Source organism: Streptomyces sp. NPDC001544, from assembly GCF_042894285.1.
Lineage (GTDB): Bacteria > Actinomycetota > Actinomycetes > Streptomycetales > Streptomycetaceae > Streptomyces.
Genome location: NZ_JBIAVN010000001.1, coordinates 544703 through 571385, shown reverse-complemented (window position 1 = coordinate 571385; position 26683 = coordinate 544703). Strand labels below are relative to the sequence as shown.

Genomic DNA, 26683 nt, shown 5'->3' with positions numbered 1-26683 from the left:
CATGGCGGGACCCGTCCTGGAAATGCGCTCGATCGTCAAGACCTTTCCCGGTGTCAAGGCGCTGTCGGACGTCACGCTGACGGTCCGGCAGGGCGAGGTCCACGCCATCTGCGGGGAGAACGGCGCCGGCAAGTCCACCCTGATGAAGGTGCTCTCCGGCGTCCATCCGCACGGCACCTACGAGGGCGACATCCTCTTCGAGGGTGAGGTCTGCGAGTTCAAGGACATCCGGGCCAGCGAGCAGCACGGCATCGTGATCATCCACCAGGAACTCGCGCTGGTGCCGTACCTCTCCATCGCGGAGAACATCTTCCTCGGCAACGAGCACGCCAAGGGCGGGCTCATCGACTGGAACGAGACGCTCAAGCACGCCACCGAACTGCTGCGCCGGGTCGGTCTGACGGACCACCCGGAGACCCGCGTCGCCGACATCGGCGTGGGCAAGCAGCAGCTCGTGGAGATCGCCAAGGCGCTGTCGAAGAAGGTGAAGCTGCTCATCCTGGATGAGCCGACGGCCGCGCTGAACGACGAGGACAGCGGCAAACTCCTGGACCTGATCCTGGAGTTGAAGCAGCAGGGCATCACCTCGATCATCATCTCCCACAAGCTGAACGAGATCCGCCACGTCGCCGACTCGGTGACGATCATCCGCGACGGGCGCTCCATCGAGACGCTCGACGTGAAGGCGGAGGAGACCACCGAGGACCGGATCATCAGCGGCATGGTCGGCCGCGACCTCGACCACCGGTTCCCCGAGCGCACCCCGCACGAGCCGGAGGAGGGCGCGGCCCCGGCCCTGGAGATCCGCGGCTGGACCGTGCACCACCCGATCGACCAGCAGCGCAAGGTGGTCGACGACGTGTCGATCCAGGTGCGGCGCGGGGAGATCGTCGGCATCGCGGGCCTCATGGGCGCCGGCCGTACCGAACTCGCCATGAACGTCTTCGGGCGCTCCTACGGCCGGTACGCGGGCGGCACGGTGCTCAAGGACGGCAAGGAGATCCGTACCAAGACCGTCGCCGAGGCGGTCGGGCACGGCATCGCCTACGTCACCGAGGACCGCAAGCACTACGGGCTCAACCTCATCGACACCATCAACCGCAACATCTCGCTGACCGCGCTGAAGAAGGTCGCCAAGCGGGGCGTGGTGGACGAGCACGAGGAGCGGCAGGTCGCCGAGCGCTTCCGCAAGTCCATGAACATCAAGGCGCCCACCGTGTTCGAGCCGGTGGGCAAGCTGTCCGGCGGCAACCAGCAGAAGGTCGTCCTCAGCAAGTGGATCTTCGCCGGTCCCGATGTGCTGATCCTGGACGAGCCGACGCGCGGCATCGACGTCGGCGCCAAGTTCGAGATCTACACGGTCATCGACCAGCTGGCGGCCGAGGGCAAGGCGGTCGTCTTCATCTCCTCCGAGCTGCCGGAGCTGCTCGGTATGTGCGACCGCATCTACACCATGGCCGCGGGGCGGCTGACCGGCGAGTTCTCACGGGCCGAGGCCTCGCAGGAATCGCTGATGCGCCAGATGACGAAGGACAAAGAGGTAACCCGATGAGCACGGATGTGACCGCCAAGACCCCGGCCCCCGCGCCGCCGGGCAAGAGCGGATCAGCCAGCGACGAGGGCCTGCTCCAGCTGATACTGGGTGGTCTGCGCCGCAACATGCGGCAGTACGGCATGCTGCTCGCGCTCGGCCTGATCGTCGTCCTCTTCCAGATCTGGACGGGCGGGGACCTGCTGCTGCCGCGCAACGTCTCCAACCTGGTCCTGCAGAACAGCTACATCCTGATCCTCGCGATCGGCATGATGCTGATCATCATCGCGGGCCACATCGACCTGTCGGTCGGCTCGCTCACGGCGTTCATCGGCGCGACGGCGGCCGTACTGACCGTGAACCACGGCATGGCCTGGCCCCTCGCCACGGCGGTCTGCCTGCTGACGGGCGCGGTCGCGGGCGCGGTGCAGGGCTATCTGATCGCCTACTTCGGCATACCGTCGTTCATCGTCACCCTCGCCGGGATGCTGCTCTTCCGCGGCCTCACGGAGATCGTGCTCAAGGGACAGACCGTCGGTCCGTTCCCGGACGGTCTGCAGAAGCTCGGCAACGGCTTCCTGCCGGAGGTCGGTCCGAACACCAACTACCACAACCTCACGCTGCTCCTGGGGCTGGTCCTGCTCGCCTCCGTGGTGTGGCAGGAGGTGCGTGACCGGCGCCGGCAGCAGGAGTTCGCACTCGACGTGCTGCCCATGAACGCGTTCGTGCTGAAGCTCGTCGCGCTGGCCGCCGCCGTCCTCTCCGTCACGCTGCTGCTGGCGAGCTACAAGGGCGCGCCGATCATCCTCATCGTGCTCGGCGTCCTGGTGGTCGGCTACGGCTACGTGATGCGCAACGCGGTCTTCGGCCGCCACATCTACGCGATCGGCGGCAACCTGCCGGCCGCGAAGCTGTCCGGCGTCAAGGACAAGCGCGTCACCTTCCAGGTGTTCCTGAACATGGGCGTGCTCGCGGCCCTGGCGGGTCTGGTGGTCGCCGCCCGTCTGAACGCGGCCTCGCCGAAGGCGGGCGTCAACTTCGAGCTCGAGGCGATCGCCTCGTCGTTCATCGGCGGTGCGTCGATGAGCGGCGGTGTCGGCACCGTCCTCGGCGCGATCGTCGGCGGTCTCGTCCTCGGCGTGCTGAACAACGGCATGAACCTCCTCAGTGTCGGCACCGACTGGCAGCAGGTCATCAAGGGCCTGGCCCTGTTGGCCGCGGTCGGCTTCGACGTGTGGAACAAGCGCAAGTCCGGTTCGTAAGTCAGCTCGGGCCCCGCCGGAAACGGCGGGGCCCTTCCTCTTGAAGGAGCCGCACATATGGAACTGAACAGACGCACGGTCATCGCAGGAGCCGCAGCCGCGGGCATCGCGGCGACCACGCTCGGCACGGGCACGGCACAGGCCGCCTCGGAAGGCAGGAAGCCGGTGAAGGAGCTCTTCGGCAAGCTCGCCGACGGTACGAAGGTCTACCGCTGGTCGCTGGAGAACGGCGGCACCCGGATGAAGGTCCTCAACTGGGGCGGTGTCGTCCAGACCCTGGAGCTCCCGGACCGGCACGGCCGCCACGCCAACGTGGTCAACGGCTTCGACAACATGGCCGACTACGCCGCCAAGACCCCGTACTTCGGCGCCCTCATCGGCCGCTACGGCAACCGCATCGGCAAGGGCCAGTTCACCCTGGACGGCAAGTCCTACCAGCTGTCGGTCAACGACGGCGTCAACCACCTGCACGGCGGCACCCAGGGCTTCGACAAGCACATCTGGGACGTCGAGCCGTTCACCAAGGGCACCGACGTCGGCCTGCACCTGTACTACGTCAGCGTCGACGGCGAGATGGGCTACCCGGGCACGCTCAAGGCGAAGGTGACCTACACCCTCACCAAGCACGGCGACTGGCGCATCGACTACGAGGCCACCACCGACAAGGCCACCATCGTCAACCTCACCAGCCACGTCTACTGGAACCTGGCAGGCGAGGGCAGCGGCAGCATCGAGGACCACGAGCTCACCATCGCCGCCTCCCGGTACACGCCCACCGACTCGGGCCTGATCCCCACCGGCGAGCTGGCGAAGGTCTCCGGCACCCCCTTCGACTTCCGCCACGCCAAGCCGATCGGCCGGGACATCCGGGCCGGCCACGTCCAGCAGGTGCAGGCCAAGGGCTTCGACCACAACTGGGTGCTGGACAAGGGCATCACGGCGAAGCCGGAGCACGTGGCGACGCTCCACGACCCGCACTCCGGCCGCACCCTGAAGATCTCCACCGACCAGCCCGGTCTGCAGTTCTACTCGGGCAACTTCCTCGACGGCACCCTGACCGGCACCGGCGGCCGCACCTACCGCCAGGGAGACGCGCTGTGCCTGGAGACGCAGCACTTCCCGGACTCGCCGAACCACCCGTCGTTCCCGTCGACCGTGCTGCGGCCGGGGCACACGTACCGGACGACGACGGTCCACAAGTTCAGCGCGTGAGCGTATGAGCGTGTGAGGCTCGTGACATGAGGGCACACTTCTTCCTCACACGTTGAACGGCGCCCCGCCGGCCTCCGTACTCATGGGTGGCCCGTGCTCCCCCGCACGGGCCACCCATAAACGGAGGTTTCCTTGGCTGACAAAGTCACCTCGTTGTTCCGCAACACGTCGGCGCACAGCCCCTCGATGGCAGCGCTGACCCGCGAGGGCGACGGGTCAGGCCCGGTGGACTTCTGTATTCCGTGCAACCCCTACTTCCCCACCCCCGCCATGTTCGAGGCGATGGCGGCCCGGTTGCGCGACATCATCACGTACTACCCCAGCAGCGCCGAGACCATCACGGCCGAGCTGTGCGACCTCCTCCAACTGCCGCCGCAGTGCGTCGCCATGGGCAACGGGTCGACCGAGCTGATCACCTGGATCGACCACCTCCTCGTCCGCGAGTCCCTCGCCGTCCCGGTCCCCACCTTCGGCCGCTGGACCGACCAGCCGATGGAGACCGGCAAGCGGGTGGACATGTACCCGCTCCAGGAATCGAACGGCTTCGCCCTCGACCTCGCCCAGTACGGTGACTTCATCCGGTCCCGCGGCACCCGGGTCGCGGTCATCTGCAACCCCAACAACCCCGACGGCGGCTATCTGCGCAAGCAGTCGGTGGTGCAGTTCATGGACGCGATGGCCGACCTGGACCTGGTGGTGATCGACGAGTCGTTCCTGGAGTTCGCCGACGCCGAGACCGATCCGAGCGTGGTCCAGGAAGCCATGCTCCGCCCCAACGTCGTGGTCCTGCGCAGCCTGGGCAAGAACTTCGGCCTGCACGGCATACGCTTCGGCTACCTGGTCGCCAACCCGGCGCTCGCGACCAAGATCCGCACCATGCTGCCGAAGTGGAACCTCAACTCCTTCGCCGAGCACGTGGTGTTCATGCTCAAGGAGCACGGCGCCGAGTACGCGCAGAGCCTGCAGCAGGTCCGCCGCGACCGCCTCGACATGGCCAGCCAGCTCTCCGCGCTGCCCGGGCTGACCGTGTACCCCTCCCAGGGCAACTTCCTCTTCGTGCGCCTGCCCGTCGGCGCCGAAGGCACCGTGGTCCGGGACCGGATGCTCAACGAGCACCGGATCCTGGTCCGCGAGTGCGGCAACAAGATCGGTTCGTCCAGCCGCTTCCTGCGGCTCGTGGTGCGCCCCCAGGTCGACGTACGTCGCCTGGTATCCGGCCTGGAGTCGGTGCTCTACGGGACCAGGAGGGGAGCCGCCGTGCCCGAGCTGAGCGCAGGGACCAGCTACAGCTCGGGTACGGCGGCCGTGGACCGCCTGGTCAGCGAGACCAACGGGGCCGGAATGCTGGGGCTTGCCGCGCAGGCCGTCGGCGCCGGTCCCGTCCCGGGGCTGCCGGCCGCCCCCGCCGCCGCCGGCACCGGCATGCCGCTCCCCGCCGCCGCACCGTCGGTCGGCGGCGGGATGCCGATGCCGGCGGCAGCCCAGGCCGTCCCGCAGCAGATGCCCCAGCAGATGCCGCAGATGCCTCAGATGCCCCAGCAGTTGCCGCAGGTGCCGCAGCAGGCCCCGCAGCCGGCTGCGGCGGCGGCCGCGCCGGTGCCCGCGCCGCCACCGTTCCCCACACCGGCCCCTGCCCCGGCCCCGGTGCCCACGCCGGTGCCCGCCCCCGCGGCCACCGGCCCCACCCCGCCGGGCGTCCCCGCCCGCGGCGGCCTCACCGCGGCCCAGGTGCGGGGCATGACCGCCCCGGCCCCCGGCCCCCAGGGTCTGACCCCGGCCCCGGCGACCGGCTGGCCCAACGCACAGAGCTGGCCGAACGCGGCGGGCATGGGACAGGCGGGGTAACCCCTCACCGGCCCAACGGCGAGGGCAGCCGACGCCCACCGCCTGCACCCCGGCCGGCAACGCCCTGACGCAGATCGGGCATACCGACGCGCTCGGTGAGTACTCCGGCTACGTCGGCGCCAACGGCCACAACGCGTCTCACCGCCCTGGGCGGCTCGGCGTCCTCCGGCTATCGAACACTTGCCCTGCACCTCCACCCTTCAGGGTGGAGGTGCAGGGCATCCTGCCCATAGCGGCCCGGAGGGGCGTAGAGACATGGCCAAGATCGCCTCGTCCGGCAACCAAGTTGTGGGACCTACCGCCGGACGGGCGGGAAGTCAGGCCTGCGGAGGCCGTGCAAGACCGACCCTCACCGGTCGGCGGTGGCCTGTGAAACAGGAGCCCATGGTGGTACCGCGTCGCGGTACGGACCGGAATCTCCTGCCCTCGGGCAGGAGAGGGCGTCAAAGCGGGACCCTCACCCTCGGCGTCTCCGGCTGACCCGCTCACGCACGGCGAGGATCCGGCCCGCCCGGTCCCCCCGGGCGGGCCGGATCCTCGCCGTCAGGCTTACGGGCAGGCCTTCCACGCCATGTGGTAGGTCGTGCTGATGTCCCCGTCGGTCGAGTCCATGGTCATGAAGCTGACCTTGCCGGGCGACGCCGTCCCCGCGTTGACGCGGAGCTCGGTGTTGATGTTGAAGTTGCGCAGCACGCCGCAGGGGGCGTACACCAACTGGGCCACGTCGGTGCTGTCCGTGGCCTGCCAGTCGTCGTTCAACGGGCCGCTGAACGGGTGGGTCTTGGTCGTGGTGTCCGGCTGGCCCTGGAAGTAGTAGGAGGCCTTCTGGGTGGCGGTCGCACCGCGCTGGAGCGAGGCGAAGCCGCGGTAGTCGGCGCTGGCGATGGCGTAGGTGAAGCCCTGCGGGACGTGCACGATCAGGTTGAGCTGACAGTTCCTGCGGAACCACGTCGGGTCGGAGTTGCCGCCGGCCTGGGCGAGGTAGGAACTGTAGGTGACCGTGAAGGCCGTGTTGTCCGGGGAGACCGCGACGGCGGCCGTGCCCTGGGGACAGCCGGAGCCGTTCACCGTGGCGACATCGATGACGATCTTGTCCGGGGGCGGGTTGGTGACGACCGGGGACTCGGCGTGTGCGGCGGGTATCGCGCTGGTCAGGAGCGCGGCTACCGCGCCGCCCAAGAGCAGGCCACGAGCCATGGTTTCTCCCAGTTCTCAGGGTGGGGGGTGGGTCGCCCCGGGCCTTGGAGAAACTGTGCGAGACCTGTGAAGGCCGGAGGCGTTCGCATCGTAGGAAGCCGCACCCGGTCCCGGCAGGGTCAACTCCGGCCATTCACAACCCGCGATTCACAGGTGCGCGGCTCTCACGGGTTCTCCCACGCCGCCGGCTCCGCCGCCAGTTGCCGCACGGGTTCCGGCAGGGCGTCCGCCGCGAGGTCGGCGACCGTGACGCCCTCCAGGATGCGGCGCACGTTGGCGCGCAGCGCGATCCACAGGGGCAGCAGCGGCTGGGCGGTGCCGGTGTAGGCGAGGCCGGTGGGCCGCTCGCCCCGGACCGACACGATCGGGCCGTCCACCGCGCGGATGATGTCCGCCACGGTGAGCTCCGAGGCCTCGCGGGCCAGCCGGTATCCGCCGCCCCCGCCACGCCGGCTGCCGACGATCCCGGCACGCCGCAGATCCCCGAGGATGCCCTCCAGGAACTTGTGCGGGATGTCCTGCACGGCGGCGATCTCCTCCGCCTTCACCGGGCCGTCGTCCTGTCGTACGGCGAGCTCCAGTACCGCTCGTACCGCGTAATCCGCCCGCGCCGAGATCCTCATGTGTCCATTGTGGGCCGTGGGGCCATGGAGAATGGCCGGACCCGGTCCCCGTACCATCGCCCGGGAGGATCCCTTGGCGCTCAGCAGACGTACTTTCAGTGCCCTCGCCGGCTCCGCGGCGCTCGGCTTCGCCCTGGGCGGCAGCGGTGGCCCCGGGGCGCCGTCGGCGTACGCGGCGCGCAGCGTGCCGACCGGCCCGGCGCCCGCGCCGCCGGGTGCGGACGGGAGGCGGCACACCGTCGGCCACGACCACTACTCGCTGGTCGTCGACGGCAGGCGGCTGGTGCTGTGGTCCGGCGAGATGCACCCCTTCCGGCTGCCCAGCCCGTCCCTGTGGCGGGACGTGCTGCAGAAGATGCGGGCGCACGGCTACAACGCGGTCAGTGTCTACGTGGCCTGGAACTACCACTCCCCCGCGCCGGGGAAGTACGACTTCACGGGCGTGCGGGACCTGGACCTGTTCCTGCGTACGGCGACCGAGACCGGGCTGTACGTGATCCTGCGCCCGGGGCCGTACATCAACGCCGAGGTCGACGGCGGCGGCTTCCCCGGCTGGCTGACGGCGACCAGGGGCGTGGCCCGCACCGACGACCCGACGTACCTGGGTCACGTGGACGGGTGGCTGACCGCCGTGAACCGGATCGCGCGCCGGCACCTGTTCACCAAGGGCACCGGCACGGTCCTGCTGTACCAGATCGAGAACGAGTACGACGCCCACGTCGACGAGCCGGCCGGCCGGAACTACATGTCCCACCTGTACCGGAAGGTGCGGGCGGACGGCATCGACGTACCCCTCTTCCACAACGACAAGGGGCGCAACGGCTACTGGATCCCGGGTTCGTTCGACACCGGTGGCGAGCGGGGCAAGTGGCTGTACGGGTTCGACGGCTATCCGTCGCCGTCCCAGGTGCCGCCGGACTGGGGGCACTACGGGCCCGGCGGGCTCAAGGGCGGGGCCACCGCCAGCCCGCGCACGCCCGGGTTCATGCCCGAGTTCGGCGGCGGCTGGTTCGACCCGTGGGGCGGGGCCTGGTTCGACGGCAAGGGGTACGCCGAGTCCCGGCGCACCCGGGACGCGGCCTACGAGCGGCGCTTCTACCTCACCAACCTCGCCAACGGCATCACGCTGCACAACGTCTACATGACCTTCGGCGGCACCTCTTGGGGCTGGCTGCCCGCGCCGGTGGTGTACACGTCGTACGACTACGGCGCCGCCCTCGACGAGGGCCGTAACGTCACCGGCAAGATCGCGCCGATGCACCAGATCGGGCACATGCTGCAGCGCGTGCCCGACTTCGCCAAGCTGGACCGGGCGAAGGACGTGAAGGCGGCCGGGCTGAAGGTGTACCACCTCACCAACCCGGACACCGGCGCCCATGTGTACGTGGCCCGCAACGACGGCGCCGCGGAGGTCACCTCCACCCTGCCGACCCACGCGGGCGACCTCAGGATCACCGTCCCGGCCCGGGACGCCCGGGTACTGACCACGGGACTCCCGCTCGGGCAACGGACGCTGAAGTACTGCACCGTCCCGCCGATGCTGCGCCTGACCGCCGGACGACAGGACATCGCCCTGTTCACGGGCCGCCACGGCGAGATGGCGCACCTGGTGCTCGAGTGCCCGAGCGAGCCGTACGTCACCCGGCTGGACGCCGAGGCGGGCTGGACGTACGACCAGGGCGAACTGCACGTGACGGTGCCCCTCGGCCTCGGCGGGCTGACCCGAGTGATGGTGGAGGGCGGTGAGAGCGACACGCCGTTGCTGCTGCTGTTCGCCGACGAGGCGACCGCGGTGCGCCTGTTCCCGTACGACACCCCGTCCGGCACGCTGCTGGTGTACGGCCCGGCGCTGGTGCGCCACGCCGAGCTGCGCGGTTCCACGGTGCACCTCACCGGCGACACCGTCCATGAGACCGGCCTGGAGGTCTGGGGGCCGCGCGGGATCGAGAACGTGACCTGGAACGGACGGCCGGTGACCACGCGGGTGGCGCGGGCCGGGAGCCTGGTGACCGAGGCGATGCTGCCGGGCGTGCCCGCGGTGCGGCTGCCCGAGCTGGGCGGCTGGCGGATGCGGACGGAGAACCCGGAGGCCGACCCCGCCTTCGACGACTCGGGGTGGAGGGCCGCCGACCGGACCTCCTCGTTCAGCACCACGCCGGTGCCGAAGGGGCAGCCGGTCCTGTTCGCGGACGACTACGGCTTCCACTACGGCGACGTCTGGTACCGGGGGTCGTTCACGGACTCCAGCGGCGTCGAGGAGGTCTCACTCGCCTACAGCACCGGCACACAGGGCCTGCTGATGGCGTGGCTGGACGGCGAGCCGCTGGGCACGCACCGGATGCCGGTGCCCGACAAGAGCAGTGTCCGGCAGGGGAGCTGGGCGGACACGGCCGTCCTCCCCGTGCGGGAGGAGCTGCGCGGGCCGGGCCGGCATGTGCTGTCGGTGCTGGTGCGGCGGATGCAGCACGACCAGGACGGCAAGGGGCTGGACACCCACAAGGTGGCGCGCGGGCTGACGGCGGTCACCTTCACGGGTGATTCCCCGGAGGTGACCTGGCGTCTGCAGGGCGAGGCGGCGCCCGATCCGGTGCGCGGGCCGCTGAACAACGGCGGGCTGTTCGGGGAGCGCGAGGGCTGGCACCTGCCCGGCTTCGCCGACCGGGACTGGGAGCCGGTGCGCTTCCCGCGCGCCGAGCGGCGGCAGGGCGTGACCTGGTACCGCACGACGTTCAGGCTGGCCGTGCCCGAGGGCGTCGACGCCTCGGTGGGCCTGACCCTGGAGGACGACCCGTACCGGGCCTACCGCGTCCAGTTGTTCCTCAACGGCTGGAACATGGGTCAGTACATCAACAACGTGGGCCCGCAGCACACCTTCGTCCTGCCGAACGGCATCCTGCGCACCCGCGGCACCAACACCCTCGCCCTGGCCGTGCTGTCCGAGTTCACCTCTCAGTCGGGCCCGGGGAGGGTGCGGCTGACGCTGCTGGGCAGCGCGGCCGGAGGAGCCCCGGTGACACCGGTGGCCTCCCCCGGCCGCTGAGGCCGCGGCAGCGCCCACGGGGCCTACGCGAGCCGGATCACGTTCCAGGACAGCGGCTCCAGTACGGCGGTGAGCCTGCCGTCGGCCAGGTCGGTGCCCTCGGCCGGGTGCGGGGCGACCCGCTCGGGCGCGTCGAGGGTGTTGCGGGCGTCGGGGTCGGCGTCCGCGAGCACGCTGTGCTCGACGACCGAGGTGAGGCCGAGCCCGTTCAGGGCGACGTCGAGGGGCAGGGCCTGGGTGCGGTCGCGGTTGACGGCGAAGACGGTGACCGTGCCGTCGGCGGCGCGGACGGCGGTGGCGTGCAGCAGGTCCGCCTCGCCGTACCTCTTCGTCTCGTACACCGGTGAGTCCACGCGGACGTCCAGCACCTGCCCGCGCCCGTACTTCGCGGCCTGCGCGAACGGGAAGAACGTCGTCTGCCGCCAGGCCGGTCCGCCCGGCTCGGTCATGATGGGGGCGATGACGTTGACGAGCTGGGCGAGGCAGGCGACGGTGACCCGGTCGGCGTGCCGGAGCAGGGCGATCAGCAGCGAGCCGAAGACGACGGCGTCCGTGACGCTGTAGACGTCCTCCAGCAGACGGGGGGCCTCGGGCCAGTCGGTCTGCTCGATCGTCTTCGAGTACTTCTCCCACTCGGGCAGGTACCAGACGTTCCACTCGTCGAAGGAGAGGTTGATCTTCTTCTTCGACTTGAGCTTCGCGCCCACGTGGTCGGCGGTCGCGACGACGTTCTCGATGAAGGACTCCATGTCGACGGCGGAGGCCAGGAAGGAGTCGACGTCGCCGTTCTCGGGCCAGTAGTAGGCGTGCAGGGAGACGTGGTCGACGAGGTCGTACGTCTCCTCCAGGACCGTCGCCTCCCACTCGGCGAAGGTGGGCATGGACTGGCTGGAGGAACCGCAGGCGACGAGTTCGACCTTCGGGTCGATCTGGCGCATGGCGCGGGCCGTCTCGGCGGCGAGGCGGCCGTACTCCTCGGCGGTCTTGTGGCCGGTCTGCCAGGGGCCGTCCATCTCGTTGCCGAGGCACCAGAGCCGGATGCCGAAGGGGTCCTTGTCGCCGTGCGCGACGCGGAGGTCGGACAGGGCGGTGCCCTCGGGGTGGTTGGCGTACTCCTGGAGTTCCAGCGCCTCGGCGACGCCGCGTGTGCCGAGGTTGACGGCCATCATGGGTTCGGCCTGCGGGCCGATCTTCCGGAGGAACGCCACGTACTCGGAGAGGCCGAAGCGGTTGGTCTCGGTGGAGTGCCAGGCGAGGTCGAGCCGGCGGGGGCGGTTCTCGACCGGGCCGACCGAGTCCTCCCACTTGTAGCCGGAGACGAAGTTGCCGCCGGGGTAGCGGATGGCGGTGACCCCGAGTTCGCGGACCAGGTCGAGGACGTCGGTACGGATGCCCTCGGCGTCGGCCGCGGGATGGTCCGGCTCGAAGATCCCGGTGTAGACGCAGCGGCCCAGGTGTTCGACGAAGGATCCGAAGAGACGGGGGTCGACCTCGCCGACGGTGAAGGCGGGGTCGAGGGTGAAACGGGCGGTGCGCTTGCTCATGGGGTCCTTTCGGGAACGGGCGCTGTTCGGCGGTGGACCAGCGGCCCGGTGACGGTTGTTCGAGATTGCGGATGACGCCCGTAGCTTCGAACGGGACCGTAAGGTCGGAGTGCTTCCACGTCAATGGGCGCAACAGGACGGAACGCCGGGATGACTCGAACGACTCCGGGTGGGGAATTGATCGTTTCTGTTTGAACCACGGGCGTGGGACCTCATGACGCGGACACATCCGGACGCGTAATCTCGGAGGGCCGCCGAACGACGGCCCGAAGGGGGAGCGATGGACATCGCGGGCGCGCTCCGGCGCTTACTGCCCGGTTCGGCGATGCGCGGACTCGCCGCCGACCTCGCCCGCGCGGTCCGTGACCGGCCACAAGCTCCCGACGGCGTAACGGAGTTGTGCCGGGCACTGTGCGAGGAGATGAGCGCACGGCGCTCCGGGCGGCCGGTCGAGCTGCGCTTCGAGCGCTTCCCCGACGAGATCGAGGTCACCGGACTCTGCGTGGAGTTCCAGGACTTCGACCTGGTCATCGTGGAGGAGCGGGCCGAGGCGGTGCAGCAACTGGTCATCCTGGGACACGAGTTGTGGCACCTGCACGCCGGCCACCGGCACCACCACCCGGCGGGGGCCGCGGCGGCCCGCGCCCTGGCCGACGGGCGCGGCTGGCGCGACCTCGCCCTCACGGTCGCCGCCCGCAACGGCTCCCGGGAGGCCGACGAGGCCGAGGCCGACGACTTCGGCCACCGGCTGGCGACCCTCTTCAGGCCGTACGTCCGCGCCGGCGGGCCCGAAGCGCCGCTCGGCCCCGCCCAGCGGGCCCTGGGCTACCGGGGCCGCGGAGGAAGGACCCGGTGACCCTGGCGGAGGACCCGTCCCGGTTCCTGGGCGGGTTGTACATCTCCTTCTGGATCCCCACCGCGGTGCTCACCGCCGCACTGGTGATCAAGCTCCCCACCATCATCCGGCTGTGGCGGGACCCGCTGCTGCGCGCGGTCGGCGGACTGCTGCTGCTCGCCTGCGCGGTCTTCGTGTTCTGCACCCCGTCGACGATCGCCCGGGTCAACCGGCTGGTGGGCGTGCCCAACGTCTCCGCGCCCTGGTGCTACTCGCTGATCACCGCGTTCTGCGGCTCCTGTCTGCTGCTGATCATCACCTGGCGCAACGGCCTGGCCGACCGCTCGGCGGCGACGCGCCGCGCGGTGCGCTGGGTCGTCGCCGTCTACTGCGGGGTGATCCTCGCCCTGTGGGTGCTGTTCGCGCTCGCCGACGCGCCCGTGGAGCGGCTGCGGGACCTGGACACGTACTACGCCAACACGCCCTTCATGCGCGAGGAGACCCTCCTCTACCTCGTCGCACACTGCGTGGCCTGTGTGATCACGTCCAGGCTGATCTGGAACTGGGCGCGCACCGACGGCCTGGACGCGTTGCTGCGCTGGGGGCTGAAGCTGCTGGGCGCCGGCTATGTGCTGAACCTCGCCTTCGACAGCGCCAAACTGACCGCCGTCGCGGCCCGCTGGAGCGGTCACGACCTGGACTGGCTGAGCACCGATCTGGCCCCGCCCGTGGCCGCGCTGTCCGCCATCCTGATCGCGGCCGGCTTCATCCTGCCGCACGCCGGCCAGTACCTGCACGACCGCTGGCGGGTCCGGGCCGCCCACCGTGAACTGCGGCCGCTGTACCAGCTGATGCGGACCGTGAGCGGCGAGGGCGTGCCCTTCGTGCTGCACGCCACCCCCGAGCTGCGGCTGACCCGCCGCGAGACCTTCATCCGGGACGCGCTGCTTCCGCTGGTCCGGCACGTCGACACCGGCCTGGGCAGGCGGTCCTACGACACCGCGCTCGCCCTGGGGCATCCGCCGGACCGGGCGCGGGCGCTGGCCGCCGCGGTGGTGGTCCTGGACGCCGTCGAGGCCCGCGGCCGGACGTCCGAGCCGTCGCAGCCGGCCGACTCCGCCGACACCGCGCACCTGCTGCAGGAGATCGGAGCCGTCTCCCGGGCCCTGCACCACCCGGAGGAGGTGGCGGCGGTCCGCGCCCGTGCCGCCGTCGCGGCGGAGAGTGTCTCCGTGCATGAGTGAGGGCAGCACCGCCGTCGTCCTGGGCGGCTCCCTGACCGGTCTGCTCACCGCCCGCGCGCTGTCCGGCTTCGCCGAGCGGGTCGTCGTCGTCGAGCGGGACGCGCTGCCGGACGGGCCGGCACCGCGCAGGGGGCTGCCGCAGGCCGGGCATGTGCACCAACTCTGGTCCGGTGGGGCGCGGGCACTGGAGCGGCTGGTGCCCGGCTTCACCGGGCGGCTGCGGGCGGCCGGGGTACGGCGGCTGCCGGTGACGACGGACGTCGTGGCGCTGTCGCGGTACGGCTGGTTCCGGCGCTGGGAGGAGTCGGCGTTCCTCCTGCCGTCCAGCCGGGACCTGCTGGACTGGGTGGTACGGCAGGAGGTGCTGGCCGACGACCGGATCGAGCTGCTGGAGCGGGCTCGGGCGCTCGGGCCGGTCGGCTCGGACGCGACGGTCACCGGCGTACGGATCGCGGCGGCCGACGGCTCCGAGCGCACGCTGCCCGCCGCCCTCGTGGTCGACGCCACGGGGCGCGCGTCCCGTGCCCCGCGGTGGCTCGCCTCGCTCGGACTGCCCGCGCCCGAGCGGCGCGAGGTCGACTCCGGTGTCGCCTACGCCAGCCGGCTGTTCCGGGCGCCGGACGGGGCACGCGACGGCTTTCCCGTCGTCCACCTCCAGGCGGAGCCGCGGGACGGGGGGCCCGGGCGGGGCGGCGTCCTGCTGCCGGTCGAGGACGGCAAGTGGATGGTCACGCTGTACGGCAGCCGGGGCGGTGAACCCACCGCCGACGAAGGGGACTTCCTCCGGTACGCCCGCCAGGAGCTGGGCCATCCCCTCGTCGCCGACCTGCTGGCGCACGCGGAACCGCTGAGCGACGTGGCGTTCACCAGGACGACCGCCAACCGCCGCTGGTTCTACGAGCGGATGCCGGCGTGGCCGGACGGTTTCGCGGTGCTCGGCGACGCGGTGTGCGCGCTGAACCCGGTGTACGGGCACGGGATGTCGGTGGCCGCGCAGTCGGCGCTGGCGCTGCGGGACACGGTACGGCGGCACGGCCTGGTCTCGCCCGGCCTGTCCCGGCGGATCCAGCGGGCGGTGGGCCGGACCGTCCGGGCCGCGTGGGGCCTGTCGACCGGGGTGGACGTCTTCTACCCCGGGGCGACGGAGGGCGGCCCCACGCTCCGGGAGCGGGCGACGGACGCGTACGTACGGCGCCTGCTCCACACCGCGACGGGGAACGGCCGGATCGCACGCCGGGTGACCGATGTGACGGCGCTGGAGCGGGGGGCAGGGGTGCTGGTCACGCCCAGCGTGCTGCTGGCGGCGGCGGTGGGACCGCTGAGGCCGCCGTTGACGGAACCGCCGCTGACGGAGCGGGAACGGAAGGCGGCGGGAATTTCGTAGGCACCGGCGGCTGGGGCCGAGGTGGGGTTCGCTCTCCCGCGCCGGCGGGGTGCCGCTGCGCCCACCCGTGCCGCCCTGGGGGGTCCCCCCAGGCCCTTGAGGCACTGGGGGAGGCACGACTGCCCGCAGCAGCGGCCGGACTATCCAGCGAACGCCGGCTGCGCCAGCCCCTTCCCCGCCCCCGGCACCACCAGCACCGACCCGGACAGCGGATGCGGCGCCGTCAGCCCCGTACGGGCGGTCGTGATGTACAGGTCGGTCAGGTCGGCGCCGCCGAAGGCGCAGGCACTGGTCCGAGGCGCCGGCACCGAGATCAACCGGTCCAGTTCACCCGCCGGCGTGTACCGCCGTACCGCCCCGCCGTCCCACAGCGCCACCCACACGCAGCCGTCGGCGTCCACCGTGAGCCCGTCGGGAAAACCCGCGCCCTCCTCGATCTCCACGAGCGGCCGCCGCCCGGACACCCGCTCGCCGTCGAAGTCGAAGACGTCGACCCGCCGGGTGGGAGAGTCGATGTAGTACATGCGGCGTCCGTCCGGGCTCCATCCCGTTCCGTTGCTCACGGCCACGTCCGGGAGCACGGTCGTCACACCGCCGTTCCCGGTGACCCGGGACAGCGTGCCGCCGCCGGGCGCCTCGTCGTAGCGCATGGTCCCCGCCCAGAGGGAACCGTCGGGCGCCACCGCCGCGTCGTTCGCGCGCCGGCCGGGCACCGGCTCGTGGTGCAGCCAGCGGAAGGTGTCGTCCGGGTCGAGCAGGCCGATGCCGTCCCGGAGGTTGAGGACCAGGCCGCCGCCCGCCCGGGGCTTGACCGCGCCCACGTGCTGCGGTGCCGTACGGACCGTGCGCCGGCCGGACGACGGGTCGTAGGTGTGGACGCGGGACTGGAGGATGTCGATCCAGATCAGCCGGCCGGCGGCCGCGTCCCACGTCGGTCCTTCGCCGAGTTCCGCCTCGGCCCGTATCGCGACCTCGTACGCCGTCATGCCACGCTCCGGTGTCCGAGCCGCTCCGACAGCTCCGCCGCGCCCTTCGCCGCGAGCTGCTCCAGCTCGCCCCGGCGGTCGTCGCTCCAGCGGATCATGGGCACCGAGATGGACAGGGCCGCCACCACCTGGCCGGTGCGGTCGCGTACCGGCGCGGCCACGCAGGACACGTCCGGGTTGGACTCGCGGTTCTCCACCGCGATCCCCCGCTGCCGGATCTCGGCCAGGGCCTCGCGCAGGGCGCCCGCGTCGGTGATGCTGTTGGGGGTCATCCCGGGCAGCTCGCTGCCGTCCGGGATCCGCGCGGCCAGCTCCGTCTCGCTCAGTGAGGCCAGCAGCATCTTGCCGACCGACGTGCAGTGGGCGGGCAGGCGGCGGCCGGCCGCCGACACCATGCGCACCGCGTGCGTGGAGTCGACCTTGGCGATGTAGATGACGTCGGTGTTCTCGAGGATCGCGACATGCACGGTCTCGTCGCAGGTCTCGGCGACCGAGCGGGCCACCTGCTGCCCCTCGGCGGCGAGGTCGAGCTGCTCGGCGTACCGGCTGCCGAGCTGGTACGGACGTACGCCGAGCCGGTAGCGTCCGGGCTGGCCGGTCACGGGGACGATGTACTGCCGGGCGGCGAGCGTCGTGACCAGCTCGTGCACGGTGGTGCGCGGCAGCTGGAGCTTGCGCACGATGTCGGGGGCGGAGAGCGTCCCGTCCCCGTCGAGAAAGAGCTCGAGAATGTCGAGAGCCCGGGTCACGGCAGGTACGAGGCGTCCCATGTCCGGCCCCCTCCCTTGGGTTTCAGCGTCTGTGTTCGAGATTTCAACAGACGATCGGCATGACGAACACAGGCTAGTCATGGAGGGTGGCCTGGGCAATGGTCGGGAAAGGCAGGGGCCACCATGGGTGCCATGGATCTCGACTTCCAGCTGGTGCTGCTGCGCCGCATGGCCGACCACAATCCGGATCTGGTGGAGGAAGCCCGCCGGGAGCTGGGCGTCTCCATGGCGCGGATGCGGGAGACCAACAAGCGCTGGCAGGCGATGGTCCGCTCGCCGCGGTCCCGCTCGGCGGCCTCGCGTTACCGCTCCGTCCTCGGTCCCCCGGAGCAGGAGGGCAAGCGCACCATCGGCGACCTGGAGTGCCGGGTCTGGCAGTGGCCGCTCCCCCTCTGGCCCGATCTGCGCTTCGAGGTGATGGTCTCGCCCGAGGGCGCCGTCTGGAACGAGTGGCTGGTGCGCGCCCCCGGCGCCGAGGGCCCCGCCCTGCGCACCGTCGAGGACCTCGTCCCCTGGTCCTGCACGGTCGACGAGGCGGCCCGCGCCTTCGCCCCCGCCCGCCCCCTGGAGGGCACCGCACCCACCCGCTGGGGCCTGCCTTCGCGGCCCCCGACGCGCGGGGCGTGCGGCACGAGGTGGTCGCCGAGTTCACGTGGGGGCTGCTGCAGCGGACGGCCGTCGCGGACGGGGACCGCTGAGCGGTCAGGCGTCGAACGCCGTCGCCCTGGCCGGCTTCTCCCAGGCGGTGACATCCTCCCGGACCTGCTCCAGGTGGCCGAGGACGGCGTTCACCGCGTCCTCGCCGAGCGGCAGCCTCAAGGGGGTCCGCTCGGCCTCCAGCGCGGCCAGGAGGACGGCAGCCGCCTTGGCCGGGTCGCCGGGCTGCGTGCCGTCGCCGCCGGTGACGACGCCGCGGGTCTCGCTCACCCCGGCGTAGACCCCGCTGTCCGCGCTCATCCCGGCCCGGCTCGTGTCGAAGATCGAGGTCCGGAACGCTCCCGGCTCCACGATCAGCACCTTGATGCCGAACTCCCGCACCTCGTCCGCGAGGGCCTCGGACATGCCCTCCAACGCGAACTTGGTCGCGCTGTACGCCCCGAAGCCCGCGAAGGACATCTGGCCGCCCATGCTGCTCATCTGCACGACCGCGCCCGAGCGTCGCTCCCGCATGTGCGGCAGCACCGCCCGCACCAGGGCCGCCGGGCCGAAGACGTGCAGGGCGAACAGGTCACGCAGCTCCTGGTCGGTGGTCTCCTCGACGGCCCCGACATGGGTGCGCCCCGCGTTGTTGACCAGTACGTCGATCCGCCCGTGCCGCGCCACCACGTCCCGTACGGCCGCCTCGGCCGCGGCCGGCTCGGTCACGTCCAGGCGCAGCGCCTCCACCTGGTCCGGATGAGCGGCCACCAGGTCGTCCAGCGCCTCCGGACGGCGGACGGCGCCGACCACCACGTCACCGGCGGCGACCGCCGCCTCGGCGATCGCCCGCCCGAAGCCGCTGCTCGCCCCGGTGACCAGCCATACCTTGTTCACGGCGACTCCCCGTATGTCTCGTACGTCCACTGTTCTCACTGACACGGTCCAGCCTGCCGTCGCACCCGGTTGCCCGTCCAAGACCCACCGTGATAGCCAACGGTTATGACCATGGACGTGCACGCACGGGACCTGCGCTACTTCGTCGCGGTCGCCGAGGAGCTGCACTTCACGCGCGCGGCGGAGCATCTGTACGTCTCCCAGCCCGCACTGAGCAAGCAGCTCCGCGCGCTGGAACGGCAGCTGGGGGCGGAGCTGTTCGCACGCGACCGGCACGGGGTGGCGCTGACGGCCGCCGGCGAGGCGCTGCTGCCGCACGCCCGGCGGGTGCTGGCCGCCTGGGCGCAGGGCGCGGCAGCGGTGGAGGCGGCCAAGGCCGCGCAGCGCAGCACGCTCGTGGTGGGCATGAGCACGAGTCCGGGCCGGGGCGGGCTGCTGCCGGCCATCCGTTCCCGGTTCACCGCCGCGCACCCGGAGGCCACCATCCGCCTGCGTCAGGTGAGTTGGGACGACCCGACGGCGGGACTGGCGGACGGCGCCGCGGACGTCGCCTTCGTGTGGCTGCCGCTGCCCGACGAGGAGCGCTACGGCTGGACGGTGGTCGCCGAGGAGCCCCGGCTGCTCGCCCTGCCCGACACCCATCCGCTCGCCGCCCGGGCCGAGATCGACTTCGCCGACCTGGTCGACGAGCCGTTCCTCGCCCTGCCGAAGGACGCGGGCCCGCTGCGCGACCACTGGCTGGCCCTGGACGCCCGCGCGGGCCGTCCACCGCGCGTCGGCGCCGAGATCGCCGGGGCGGAGGAGACGTACGAGGCCCTGGTCGCGGGCCTCGGCGTGTGCCTGGTGGCCGAGGGCAACGCCCCCCTGATCAGCCTGGGCGGTGTCACCACCCGCCCCGTCCGGGGCATCGGCCCCAGCCGCTACGCGCTGGCATGGCGCCGCGAGGACGAGCACCGGCCACTGGTCCGGGCGTACGCGCAGGCGTGCCGGGGCACGGGCGCGGGCTAGCGCTGTACGGAGTTCCCCCCGGCCGCCGCCAGGATCGCCTCGGTCACCCTCGGCACGGATCCCGGATGCAGGAAGAGGAACAGGTTGGGCTCCACCAGCTCCAGTTCCATCACCCGTGGCTTTCCGTCCGCCCCGTCGGCCAGGTCCACGCGCGCGTACAGCAGCTCGGCCCCCTCCGGTACGGCGGCCAACGCGCTTTCGGCGACGGCGAGTTCGGCCGGGGTCGGAGTCCACGGCTCCAGGTCGGGGTGGGCCACCTTGTCCGCGTCGTAGGCCGTGCCGGGCGCCAGCACCGCCCGTTTGCGGCTGGCGTGCAGCAGCCGGCCGCCGAAGAACTGCAGCGCGCGCTCGCCGCTGACGTCTATGTGGGTCAGGTAGGGCTGGACCATCGCGGTCAGCCCCTCCTCGTGCATCCGCTCCAGCTGCCGTACGGCCGTCTCCCGCTCGCCGGGCGTGTACCGGGCGGCGAACCGGGCGCCCGCGCCGAAGGTCGGCTTCACGACGAAGTCGTGGTCGTCGGGGAGGGCGTCCGCGCCGACCGCGTCGCCGGGCGCCAGGTACCGGGTGGGGACCACGGGCACACCGGCCGCCGCGAGGTCACCCAGGTAGCGCTTGTCGGTGTTCCAGCGCACCACGGCCACCGGGTTGGCCAGCCGCGTCGTCTTCGCGCACCGCTCGGCCCACGCCACGAACTCCGCCGCACGCCAGCTGTAGTCCCAGGTCGAGCGGATGACGACCAGGTCGAAGCCGTCCCAGTCCGTGCCGGGGTCGTCCCAGGGCACGGCGACCACGTCGGCCCCGGCCGCGCGCAGCGCCCGCACCAGCTCCGGCAGGTCGCGGTCCTTGCTCGGCTCCGCTCCGGGGTCGTAGGTGGCGAGTGCGATGCGGGGCACGGCGGGCTCCTTCGGGGGGGGGCGGCAGTCGCCTCGCAGGCTAACAACCGGGGCCGCAACCGAAACAGGCCGTTGACCTTCCCCCTCGGTGAAGCCCCAGCATCGGTGGCGGAACCGGAGGAGTTCGAGGTGCACATGGAGATGCTGACGATCGGCGCCTTCGCCAGGGCGTCCCGGCTGTCGCCCAAGGCGCTGCGGCTGTACGACGAGCTGGAGCTGCTGCGGCCCGCCCGGGTCGACCCGGACACCGGGTACCGCTACTACGCGGTCGGCCAGTTGGAGCGGGCGCGGCTCGTCGCCTGGCTGCGGCGGCTGGGGATGCCGCTGGCCGGGATCCGTGAGGTGTGCGCCCTGCCGCCGCAGGAGGCCGCTGCCGAGATCCGGGCCTACTGGGCGCGGGTGGAGGCGGCGACGGCCGTACGGCGGGACCTCGCCGCGTTCCTCGTCGACCACCTGTCGGCACCGTCGGGGAAGCCGAGAGAGGACACGGCCATGCTGGAACTGCGCTACAGCGCCCGCACGGACACCGGGCACGTCCGGCCCGCCAACCAGGACACCGTGTACGCGGGCCGCCGACTGCTCGCCGTGGCCGACGGCTTCGGCCCGGCGGGCGGGCCCGCGAGCGGTGCCGCCGTGGCGGCGCTGAAGTCCCTGGAGAGCGAGGACCTGTCGGCGGGCGGGGTGCTGAACCTGCTGGAGGACGCCGTGCAGGGCGCGAGCCGGGTGATCGGGGACCTCGGCGAGGACGTCGGTACGACCCTCACCGCGCTGCTGTGGACGGGTTCCCGGCTGGCCCTGGTGCACATCGGCGACTCCCGCGCCTATCTGCTGCGGGACGGGGAGCTCTTCCGGATCACCCATGACCACAGCGTGGTCCAGTCGCTGATCGACGAGGGCCGGCTGACCCCGGCGGAGGCCGCCGGCCACCCGCAGCGCACCCTGCTCCTCAAGGCCCTGACGGGCGACCCGTCCACCGCCCCGGACCTGCGGCTGCACGACGTCCGGCCCGGGGACCGGTATCTGCTGTGCTCCGACGGCCTGTCCCGGGTCGTGCCGGACGACGGCATCCGGCGACTGCTGGCCGCCGTCCCGGACCCGGACCGCGCCGTGCACGCCCTGGTCGACGCGGCGAACGCCGCCGGCGGTCCGGACAACGTGAGCTGTGTGGTGGCCGACCTGATCGAGGCGGGGGCGAGGAGCCTGGTGTAGGAAGGGGGCGTTGGTGCCGTAGCCCCAGACAGTTAAGGAGTGCCCGCGTGTCCTCCCTCTTTCCGGCCCTGGTGGCCGGTTCGGGCGAACGAGTCGCCCTGCGGTTCGGCGACCGGTCGTTGACGTACGGGGAACTGGGTGCCGCGGCGGGAGCCGTGGCCGAGCGGGTCCGGGGCGCGGGGCGCCGGGTCGCGGTCTGGGCGACGCCGGAGCTGGAGACGGCGGTCGGGGTGGTGGGCGTGCTGCTCGCCGGGGTGGCCGCGGTGCCGCTGAACCCGAAGTCGGGCGAGAAGGAGCTCGCGCACATCCTCTCCGACAGCGCGCCCGCGCTCGTCCTGGCCGCGCCGGGCGCGGAACTGCCGTCCGTCGCGGGCGGTTTGGAGCGGGTGAACATCGACGTGCGCGACGTGCGCGACGTGCGCGGCGCCGGGACCCTCCCCGAGGACCGCGCCGCGGAGGGCGACCCGGCGCTGATCGTGTACACCTCCGGCACCACCGGCCCGCCCAAGGGCGCGGTCCTCCCCCGCCGGGCCCTCGCCACGACCCTGGACGCGCTGGCCGACGCCTGGCGGTGGACCGGGGACGACGTGCTGGTGCACGGGCTGCCGCTGTTCCACGTGCACGGGCTCGTCCTGGGCGTCCTCGGCCCGCTCCGGCGCGGCGGCTCGGTGCGGCACCTGGGCCGGTTCACCACCGAGGGCGTGACCCGGGAACTGAACGCGGGCGCGACCATGCTGTTCGGGGTGCCGACGATGTACCACCGGATCGCCGAGGCCCTCCCGGCCGATCCCGAGCTGGCCAAGGCGCTGGGCCGGGCCCGGCTGCTGGTGTCGGGCTCGGCCGCGCTGCCGGTGCACGACCACGAGCGGATCGCGGCGGCGACCGGGCGGCGGGTGATCGAGCGGTACGGCATGACCGAGACACTGATGAACACTGCCGTGCGGGCCGACGGGGAGCCGCGCGCCGGGACGGTCGGCGTGCCGCTGCCGGGCGTGGAGCTGCGGCTGGTGGAGGAGGACGGCGCGGAGGTGACGGCGTACGACGGGGAGACCGTCGGTGAGATCCAGGTGCGCGGACCGAACCTGTTCACCGAGTACCTGAACCGGCCGGACGCCACCGCCGCCGCGTTCACCGCCGACGGCTGGTTCCGCACCGGTGACATGGCGGTGCGCGAGTCCGACGGGTATGTGCGGATCGTCGGCCGCAAGGCCACCGACCTGATCAAGAGCGGCGGTTACAAGATCGGGGCGGGGGAGATCGAGAACGCCCTCCTGGAGCATCCGGGGGTGCGCGAGGCGGCGGTCACCGGGGAGCCGGACGCGGACCTCGGCGAGCGGATCGTGGCGTGGATCGTCCCGGCCGACCCCGGGCGGCCGCCGTCCACCGAGGAGTTGGCCGATCATGTGGCCCGCCGTCTGGCTCCGCACAAGCGGCCCCGGGTGGTCCGTCACCTGGACGCCCTCCCCCGCAACGACATGGGGAAGATCATGAAGCGGGCGCTGGGCGATGCCTGAGCGGCTTTCGGCACGGGCGACGCTCGACCTGGTCACCGACCCCGGCACGTTCATCGAACTCCCGCATCCGGTAAGAGAGTCCAAGCCGGACGGTCCGCTGTCCTGGGAGGGGTACGACGCCTCCCGCGCCCGTGCCGCCGAACGCACCGGCGAACGGGAGTCCGTGGTGTGCGGCACCGCGTGCGTCGAGGGCACCCGGGCCGTGCTGATCGCGTTCGAGTTCGGGTTCCTCGGCGGCTCGCTGGGCGAACGCACCGGTGACCGGCTGGAGGCGGCGTACGCCCACGCGCGTGAGCGGCGGTTGCCGGTCGTGCCGCTGGTCGCCACGGGCGGCAGCCGGATGCAGGAGGGCATGCTCGCCCTCACCCAACTCCAGCGGGTGGCCCGCCAGTGCGTGCTCACCCGGGAGGCGGGCCTGCCGCAGATCGCGGTGCTGCGGGACCCGACCACGGGCGGCGGCTGGGCCACCCTGGGCGCGGGCGCCGACGTGGTCCTGGCCCTGCCCGGCGCCCAGGTCGGCTTCGCCGGCTCCCGCGTCCGCCCGCCCGGCGCCGACCCGGCCGCGTACACGGCCGAGGCCCAGGTGGCGGCGGGCGCGGCGGACGCGGTGGTGCCTCCGGCGGAGCTGCGCAAGGTGCTCGGGCTGTGGCTGCGGCTGCTGGGCGGCGGGACGGCGGCCCAGGGGGCAGCGCCCGGCGCACGCGCGGCCGCTTCCCCCGGTGCCGCGCTCCCCGCCCCGGCCCGCGTCGAGCCGGCCCCCGTCCCCGCCGCGCTCGGCGCCCCGGACCTGCCCCGCACCGGCTGGGCCGCCGTCCAGCGGGCCCGCGCCGCCGGACGTCCCCGCGCCGAGGCCTACCTGGACGCCTACTTCACCCGCCGGGCCGCGATCTCGGGCGACCGCTGCGGCGGCAGCGACCCCGACGGCATGCTGTGCGGCTTCGGCGAGCGGGACGGACGTACGGTCGGCTACGCCGCCCAGACGGGGACGGCCACCCGGCCCGCCGGATACCGCACGGCCGCCCGGCTCATACGGCTGGCGGACCGGCTGGGCATCCCGGTGCTGACGCTGGTGGACACGCCGGGCGCGGCGAACGACGCCGAGGCGGAGCGGCAGGGCGCGGGCGCGGCGATCGCGGACCTGTTCGGCGCGGTGGCCGCCGCGCGGGTCCCGGTCACCACCCTGGTCGTCGGCGAGGGCGGCTCGGGCGGCGCGCTCGCGCTGGCCGCGCCCGGCAACACCTGGGCCACGCCGGACAGTTACTTCTCCGTCATCGCCCCCGAGCTGGCGGCGGCGATCCTCAAGCGCCCGCCGCAGGAAGTGGAGGCGACGGCCGAACAACTGCGCCTCCGGCCGCAGGACCTGGTGGAACTGGGGGTGGTCCGGGGCATCGTGGACCGCCGTTGAGGCCTTGCGCGGCCCGGCTCCCGGCCGACAATGGAGTCCGTCGGGGAGCGTGCGTCACGGGGGGGGGCGGGCAACGCCATGAGCAGGCTGGTGGAGTTCACGACCGAGGACGGCGCGATCGTCGTCGTGGAGACCGCGGACGGCACGGGCGGCTCCCGTCTCGTGTCGCGCGGCGAGGGGCCCGCGGAGCGGGTCACCGGCACCTTCGAGACCGCGCTCGACGGTGTCCGCTCGGCGGCCCAGTCCGCGCTGCGGGTCTTCCGGGACGGCACGCTGCGGCCCGACTCCGTGGAACTCGAGTTCGGGGTGAAGCTGAGCGCCGAGGCCGGCGCGGTGATCGCCAAGGGCGCGGCCGAGGGGCAACTGGTGGTCCGGCTGAGCTGGGCGTCGGGACAGGCGGCGGCCGCGCCTCCGGCACCTGGCGAGGCATCCTCTTCCTGACCACGTCACCTGCGACACGCCGGGACGGACGGAGAAGCACCCGTTCGGCCGCACCCCGCCCGGCCCCCCACAAGGGGCGCCCGGCCCGGCGGCGCGCGCACCATGCACGGGAGGGCTGTCGTCCGCCGGCGCCCCGGCCCCATGGTCCGCGCACTCGGAGGATCTGCCATGACCGTCAGTCTGGAGCAGCTGCGCCGCTGTCACTTCGCCGTCGACCTGGGGGCGGCCCGGACCCGGGTGTACGTCAGGGGCACGGGGATCGTCGTGGACGAGCCGTCCGTGGCCGCCGTGAACATCCGCACCGGCGGGCTGATCGCGGTGGGTGAGTTCGCCGCGCGGATGACGGGGCGGACCCCGGGTTACATCCGCGTCGTGCGGCCCGTCTCCGGCGGCACGGTCGTCGACATCGAGATGGCCCAGCGCATGCTGCGCCACCTGCTGGGCGACAAGACGCGCCGCAGCCTTCGTCGCAGGCCCCGGCTGCGTGCGGCGGCCTGCACCCCGCACGACGCCGATCCGCTGGCGCAGCGGGCCACGGTCGAGACGCTGGTCGGGCTCGGTGCCCGGCGGGTGGAACTGGTCGACACGCTCATCGCCGCGGCGGTGGGGTGCGGGCTGCCCGTGGAGCGGCCCGAGGCCACCATGATCATGGTGTGCGGGGCCGCCGCGACCCAGGTCGCCGTCCTGTCCCTGGGGTCGATCGTCACCGCCGAGCGGATCCCGGTGGGCGGCGAGGCCGTGGACCGGGCGATCGTGCATCTGCTGCGGCACGAACACGAGCTGATGCTGCCCAGCCAGTCCGTACGGCCGCTGCAGCTCGCCCTGTCCGGCACCGGGCTCTCCTCGCAGGCCCCGCAGACCACCGAGATCCACGGGCGGGACGTGGTCACCGGTCTCGCCCGCAGTGTGCGGGTCAGCACCGCCGCCGTACGGGACGCCATCCGCACGCCGCTGACCGCCGTGCTGGACGGCATCGGCAAGGTGCTGCGGGACTGCCCGCCCGATCTGGTCGCCGACCTGGCCGACCGCGGGATCACCCTGGTCGGCGGTTCCGCGCTGCTCCCCGGCTTCGACCAGATGCTGATCCGGGCGACGGGCATGCCGGTGCACATCGCCGAACGGCCCGACGTGTGCGCCATCGAGGGGCTCGGCGCCATGCTGGAGGGCAGGATCGATCCCCTGGTGCTGGACCCGCTGGCCGCCTGAG

21 protein-coding genes and 1 pseudogene are annotated in these 26683 nt (G+C 72.5%); 15 read left to right on the top strand and 7 right to left on the bottom strand.

What is annotated here, in order from left to right; all coding sequences use genetic code 11:
• Window position 1 precedes the first annotated feature (1 nt).
• The 4 genes from mmsA to ACFY0F_RS02455 all read left to right on the top strand — a co-directional run bounded on the left by mmsA (window position 2) and on the right by ACFY0F_RS02455 (window position 5850).
• Window positions 2–1552, top strand: coding sequence for a multiple monosaccharide ABC transporter ATP-binding protein (gene mmsA / locus ACFY0F_RS02470; protein ID WP_388787685.1), 1551 nt, complete (start codon window positions 2–4; stop codon window positions 1550–1552).
• Window positions 1549–2793 carry a multiple monosaccharide ABC transporter permease gene (mmsB, locus tag ACFY0F_RS02465; RefSeq protein ID WP_388787683.1) on the top strand — a complete coding sequence of 415 codons (1245 nt, stop codon included), beginning with the start codon at window positions 1549–1551 and terminating at the stop codon, window positions 2791–2793. Before mmsA ends, mmsB begins: the two co-directional genes overlap by 4 nt.
• A 57-nt stretch (window positions 2794–2850) precedes the next feature.
• Window positions 2851–4005: an aldose epimerase family protein gene (locus tag ACFY0F_RS02460; RefSeq protein WP_388787680.1), complete on the top strand. Its 1155-nt coding sequence runs from the start codon at window positions 2851–2853 to the stop codon at window positions 4003–4005.
• A gap of 132 nt (window positions 4006–4137) precedes the next feature.
• On the top strand, window positions 4138–5850 hold the full coding sequence (locus ACFY0F_RS02455; RefSeq protein ID WP_388787678.1) for a pyridoxal phosphate-dependent aminotransferase: 1713 nt from the start codon (window positions 4138–4140) through the stop codon (window positions 5848–5850).
• 549 nt (window positions 5851–6399) lie between these two features.
• Here ACFY0F_RS02455 and ACFY0F_RS02450 read toward each other — a convergent pair.
• Both ACFY0F_RS02450 and ACFY0F_RS02445 read right to left on the bottom strand, forming a co-directional pair.
• Entirely contained in the window at window positions 6400–7047 is a 648-nt protein-coding gene (locus ACFY0F_RS02450; protein WP_388787675.1) for a DUF4360 domain-containing protein, read from the bottom strand.
• Between the two features lie 164 nt (window positions 7048–7211).
• The gene (locus tag ACFY0F_RS02445) at window positions 7212–7670 is read right to left on the bottom strand and encodes an RrF2 family transcriptional regulator (RefSeq protein WP_388787673.1); all 459 of its coding nucleotides are present in this window, start codon (window positions 7668–7670) and stop codon (window positions 7212–7214) included.
• 73 nt (window positions 7671–7743) lie between these two features.
• Here ACFY0F_RS02445 and ACFY0F_RS02440 point away from each other — a divergent pair, with 73 nt between their 5' ends.
• Entirely contained in the window at window positions 7744–10710 is a 2967-nt protein-coding gene (locus tag ACFY0F_RS02440; RefSeq protein WP_388787671.1) for a beta-galactosidase, read from the top strand.
• Between the two features lie 23 nt (window positions 10711–10733).
• Here the strand turns inward: ACFY0F_RS02440 and ACFY0F_RS02435 are convergent, their stop codons facing one another.
• Window positions 10734–12254 carry an alpha-N-arabinofuranosidase gene (locus ACFY0F_RS02435; protein WP_388787669.1) on the bottom strand — a complete coding sequence of 507 codons (1521 nt, stop codon included), beginning with the start codon at window positions 12252–12254 and terminating at the stop codon, window positions 10734–10736.
• Between the two features lie 280 nt (window positions 12255–12534).
• Between ACFY0F_RS02435 and ACFY0F_RS02430 the strand changes: the two genes are divergently transcribed.
• The 3 genes from ACFY0F_RS02430 to ACFY0F_RS02420 are packed head-to-tail and all read left to right on the top strand — an operon-like array spanning window position 12535 to window position 15717.
• Complete coding sequence (locus ACFY0F_RS02430; protein ID WP_388787667.1) at window positions 12535–13110, top strand: toxin-antitoxin system, toxin component family protein; 576 nt, start codon at window positions 12535–12537, stop codon at window positions 13108–13110.
• Window positions 13107–14333: an MAB_1171c family putative transporter gene (locus tag ACFY0F_RS02425; protein WP_388787664.1), complete on the top strand. Its 1227-nt coding sequence runs from the start codon at window positions 13107–13109 to the stop codon at window positions 14331–14333. Before ACFY0F_RS02430 ends, ACFY0F_RS02425 begins: the two co-directional genes overlap by 4 nt.
• The gene (locus tag ACFY0F_RS02420) at window positions 14326–15717 is read left to right on the top strand and encodes an FAD-dependent oxidoreductase (protein ID WP_388787661.1); all 1392 of its coding nucleotides are present in this window, start codon (window positions 14326–14328) and stop codon (window positions 15715–15717) included. Before ACFY0F_RS02425 ends, ACFY0F_RS02420 begins: the two co-directional genes overlap by 8 nt.
• A 140-nt stretch (window positions 15718–15857) precedes the next feature.
• Here the strand turns inward: ACFY0F_RS02420 and ACFY0F_RS02415 are convergent, their stop codons facing one another.
• On the bottom strand, window positions 15858–16703 hold the full coding sequence (locus ACFY0F_RS02415) for an SMP-30/gluconolactonase/LRE family protein (protein ID WP_388787658.1): 846 nt from the start codon (window positions 16701–16703) through the stop codon (window positions 15858–15860).
• A complete protein-coding gene (locus tag ACFY0F_RS02410; RefSeq protein WP_388787655.1) occupies window positions 16700–17473 on the bottom strand; it encodes an IclR family transcriptional regulator in 774 nt (257 codons plus the stop codon). Before ACFY0F_RS02410 ends, ACFY0F_RS02415 begins: the two co-directional genes overlap by 4 nt.
• A 123-nt stretch (window positions 17474–17596) precedes the next feature.
• Between ACFY0F_RS02410 and ACFY0F_RS02405 the strand changes: the two are divergent.
• Window positions 17597–18171, top strand: a pseudogene (locus tag ACFY0F_RS02405) (hypothetical protein).
• A gap of 4 nt (window positions 18172–18175) precedes the next feature.
• Here ACFY0F_RS02405 and ACFY0F_RS02400 read toward each other — a convergent pair.
• Window positions 18176–19006 carry an oxidoreductase gene (locus tag ACFY0F_RS02400; RefSeq protein WP_388787652.1) on the bottom strand — a complete coding sequence of 277 codons (831 nt, stop codon included), beginning with the start codon at window positions 19004–19006 and terminating at the stop codon, window positions 18176–18178.
• 105 nt (window positions 19007–19111) lie between these two features.
• Here ACFY0F_RS02400 and ACFY0F_RS02395 point away from each other — a divergent pair, with 105 nt between their 5' ends.
• Window positions 19112–20014, top strand: coding sequence for a LysR family transcriptional regulator (locus ACFY0F_RS02395; RefSeq protein WP_388787650.1), 903 nt, complete (start codon window positions 19112–19114; stop codon window positions 20012–20014).
• Here ACFY0F_RS02395 and ACFY0F_RS02390 read toward each other — a convergent pair.
• Entirely contained in the window at window positions 20011–20907 is an 897-nt protein-coding gene (locus ACFY0F_RS02390) for a RimK family alpha-L-glutamate ligase (RefSeq protein ID WP_388787647.1), read from the bottom strand. The genes ACFY0F_RS02395 and ACFY0F_RS02390 overlap by 4 nt on opposite strands.
• A 135-nt stretch (window positions 20908–21042) precedes the next feature.
• Between ACFY0F_RS02390 and ACFY0F_RS02385 the strand changes: the two genes are divergently transcribed.
• From ACFY0F_RS02385 to ACFY0F_RS02365, 5 genes are all read left to right on the top strand, one after another.
• Window positions 21043–22116 carry a MerR family transcriptional regulator gene (locus tag ACFY0F_RS02385; RefSeq protein WP_388789150.1) on the top strand — a complete coding sequence of 358 codons (1074 nt, stop codon included), beginning with the start codon at window positions 21043–21045 and terminating at the stop codon, window positions 22114–22116.
• Between the two features lie 47 nt (window positions 22117–22163).
• A complete protein-coding gene (locus ACFY0F_RS02380; protein WP_388787645.1) occupies window positions 22164–23630 on the top strand; it encodes an acyl-CoA synthetase in 1467 nt (488 codons plus the stop codon).
• Window positions 23623–25035 (top strand): carboxyl transferase domain-containing protein, encoded by a 1413-nt coding sequence (locus ACFY0F_RS02375; RefSeq protein WP_388787642.1) that lies wholly within the window; start codon window positions 23623–23625, stop codon window positions 25033–25035. Before ACFY0F_RS02380 ends, ACFY0F_RS02375 begins: the two co-directional genes overlap by 8 nt.
• 78 nt (window positions 25036–25113) lie before the next feature.
• Window positions 25114–25476 (top strand): CU044_2847 family protein, encoded by a 363-nt coding sequence (locus tag ACFY0F_RS02370; protein ID WP_388787639.1) that lies wholly within the window; start codon window positions 25114–25116, stop codon window positions 25474–25476.
• 168 nt (window positions 25477–25644) lie between these two features.
• On the top strand, window positions 25645–26682 hold the full coding sequence (locus ACFY0F_RS02365) for a rod shape-determining protein (RefSeq protein WP_388787636.1): 1038 nt from the start codon (window positions 25645–25647) through the stop codon (window positions 26680–26682).
• The last annotated feature ends 1 nt before the right edge of the window (window position 26683 follow it).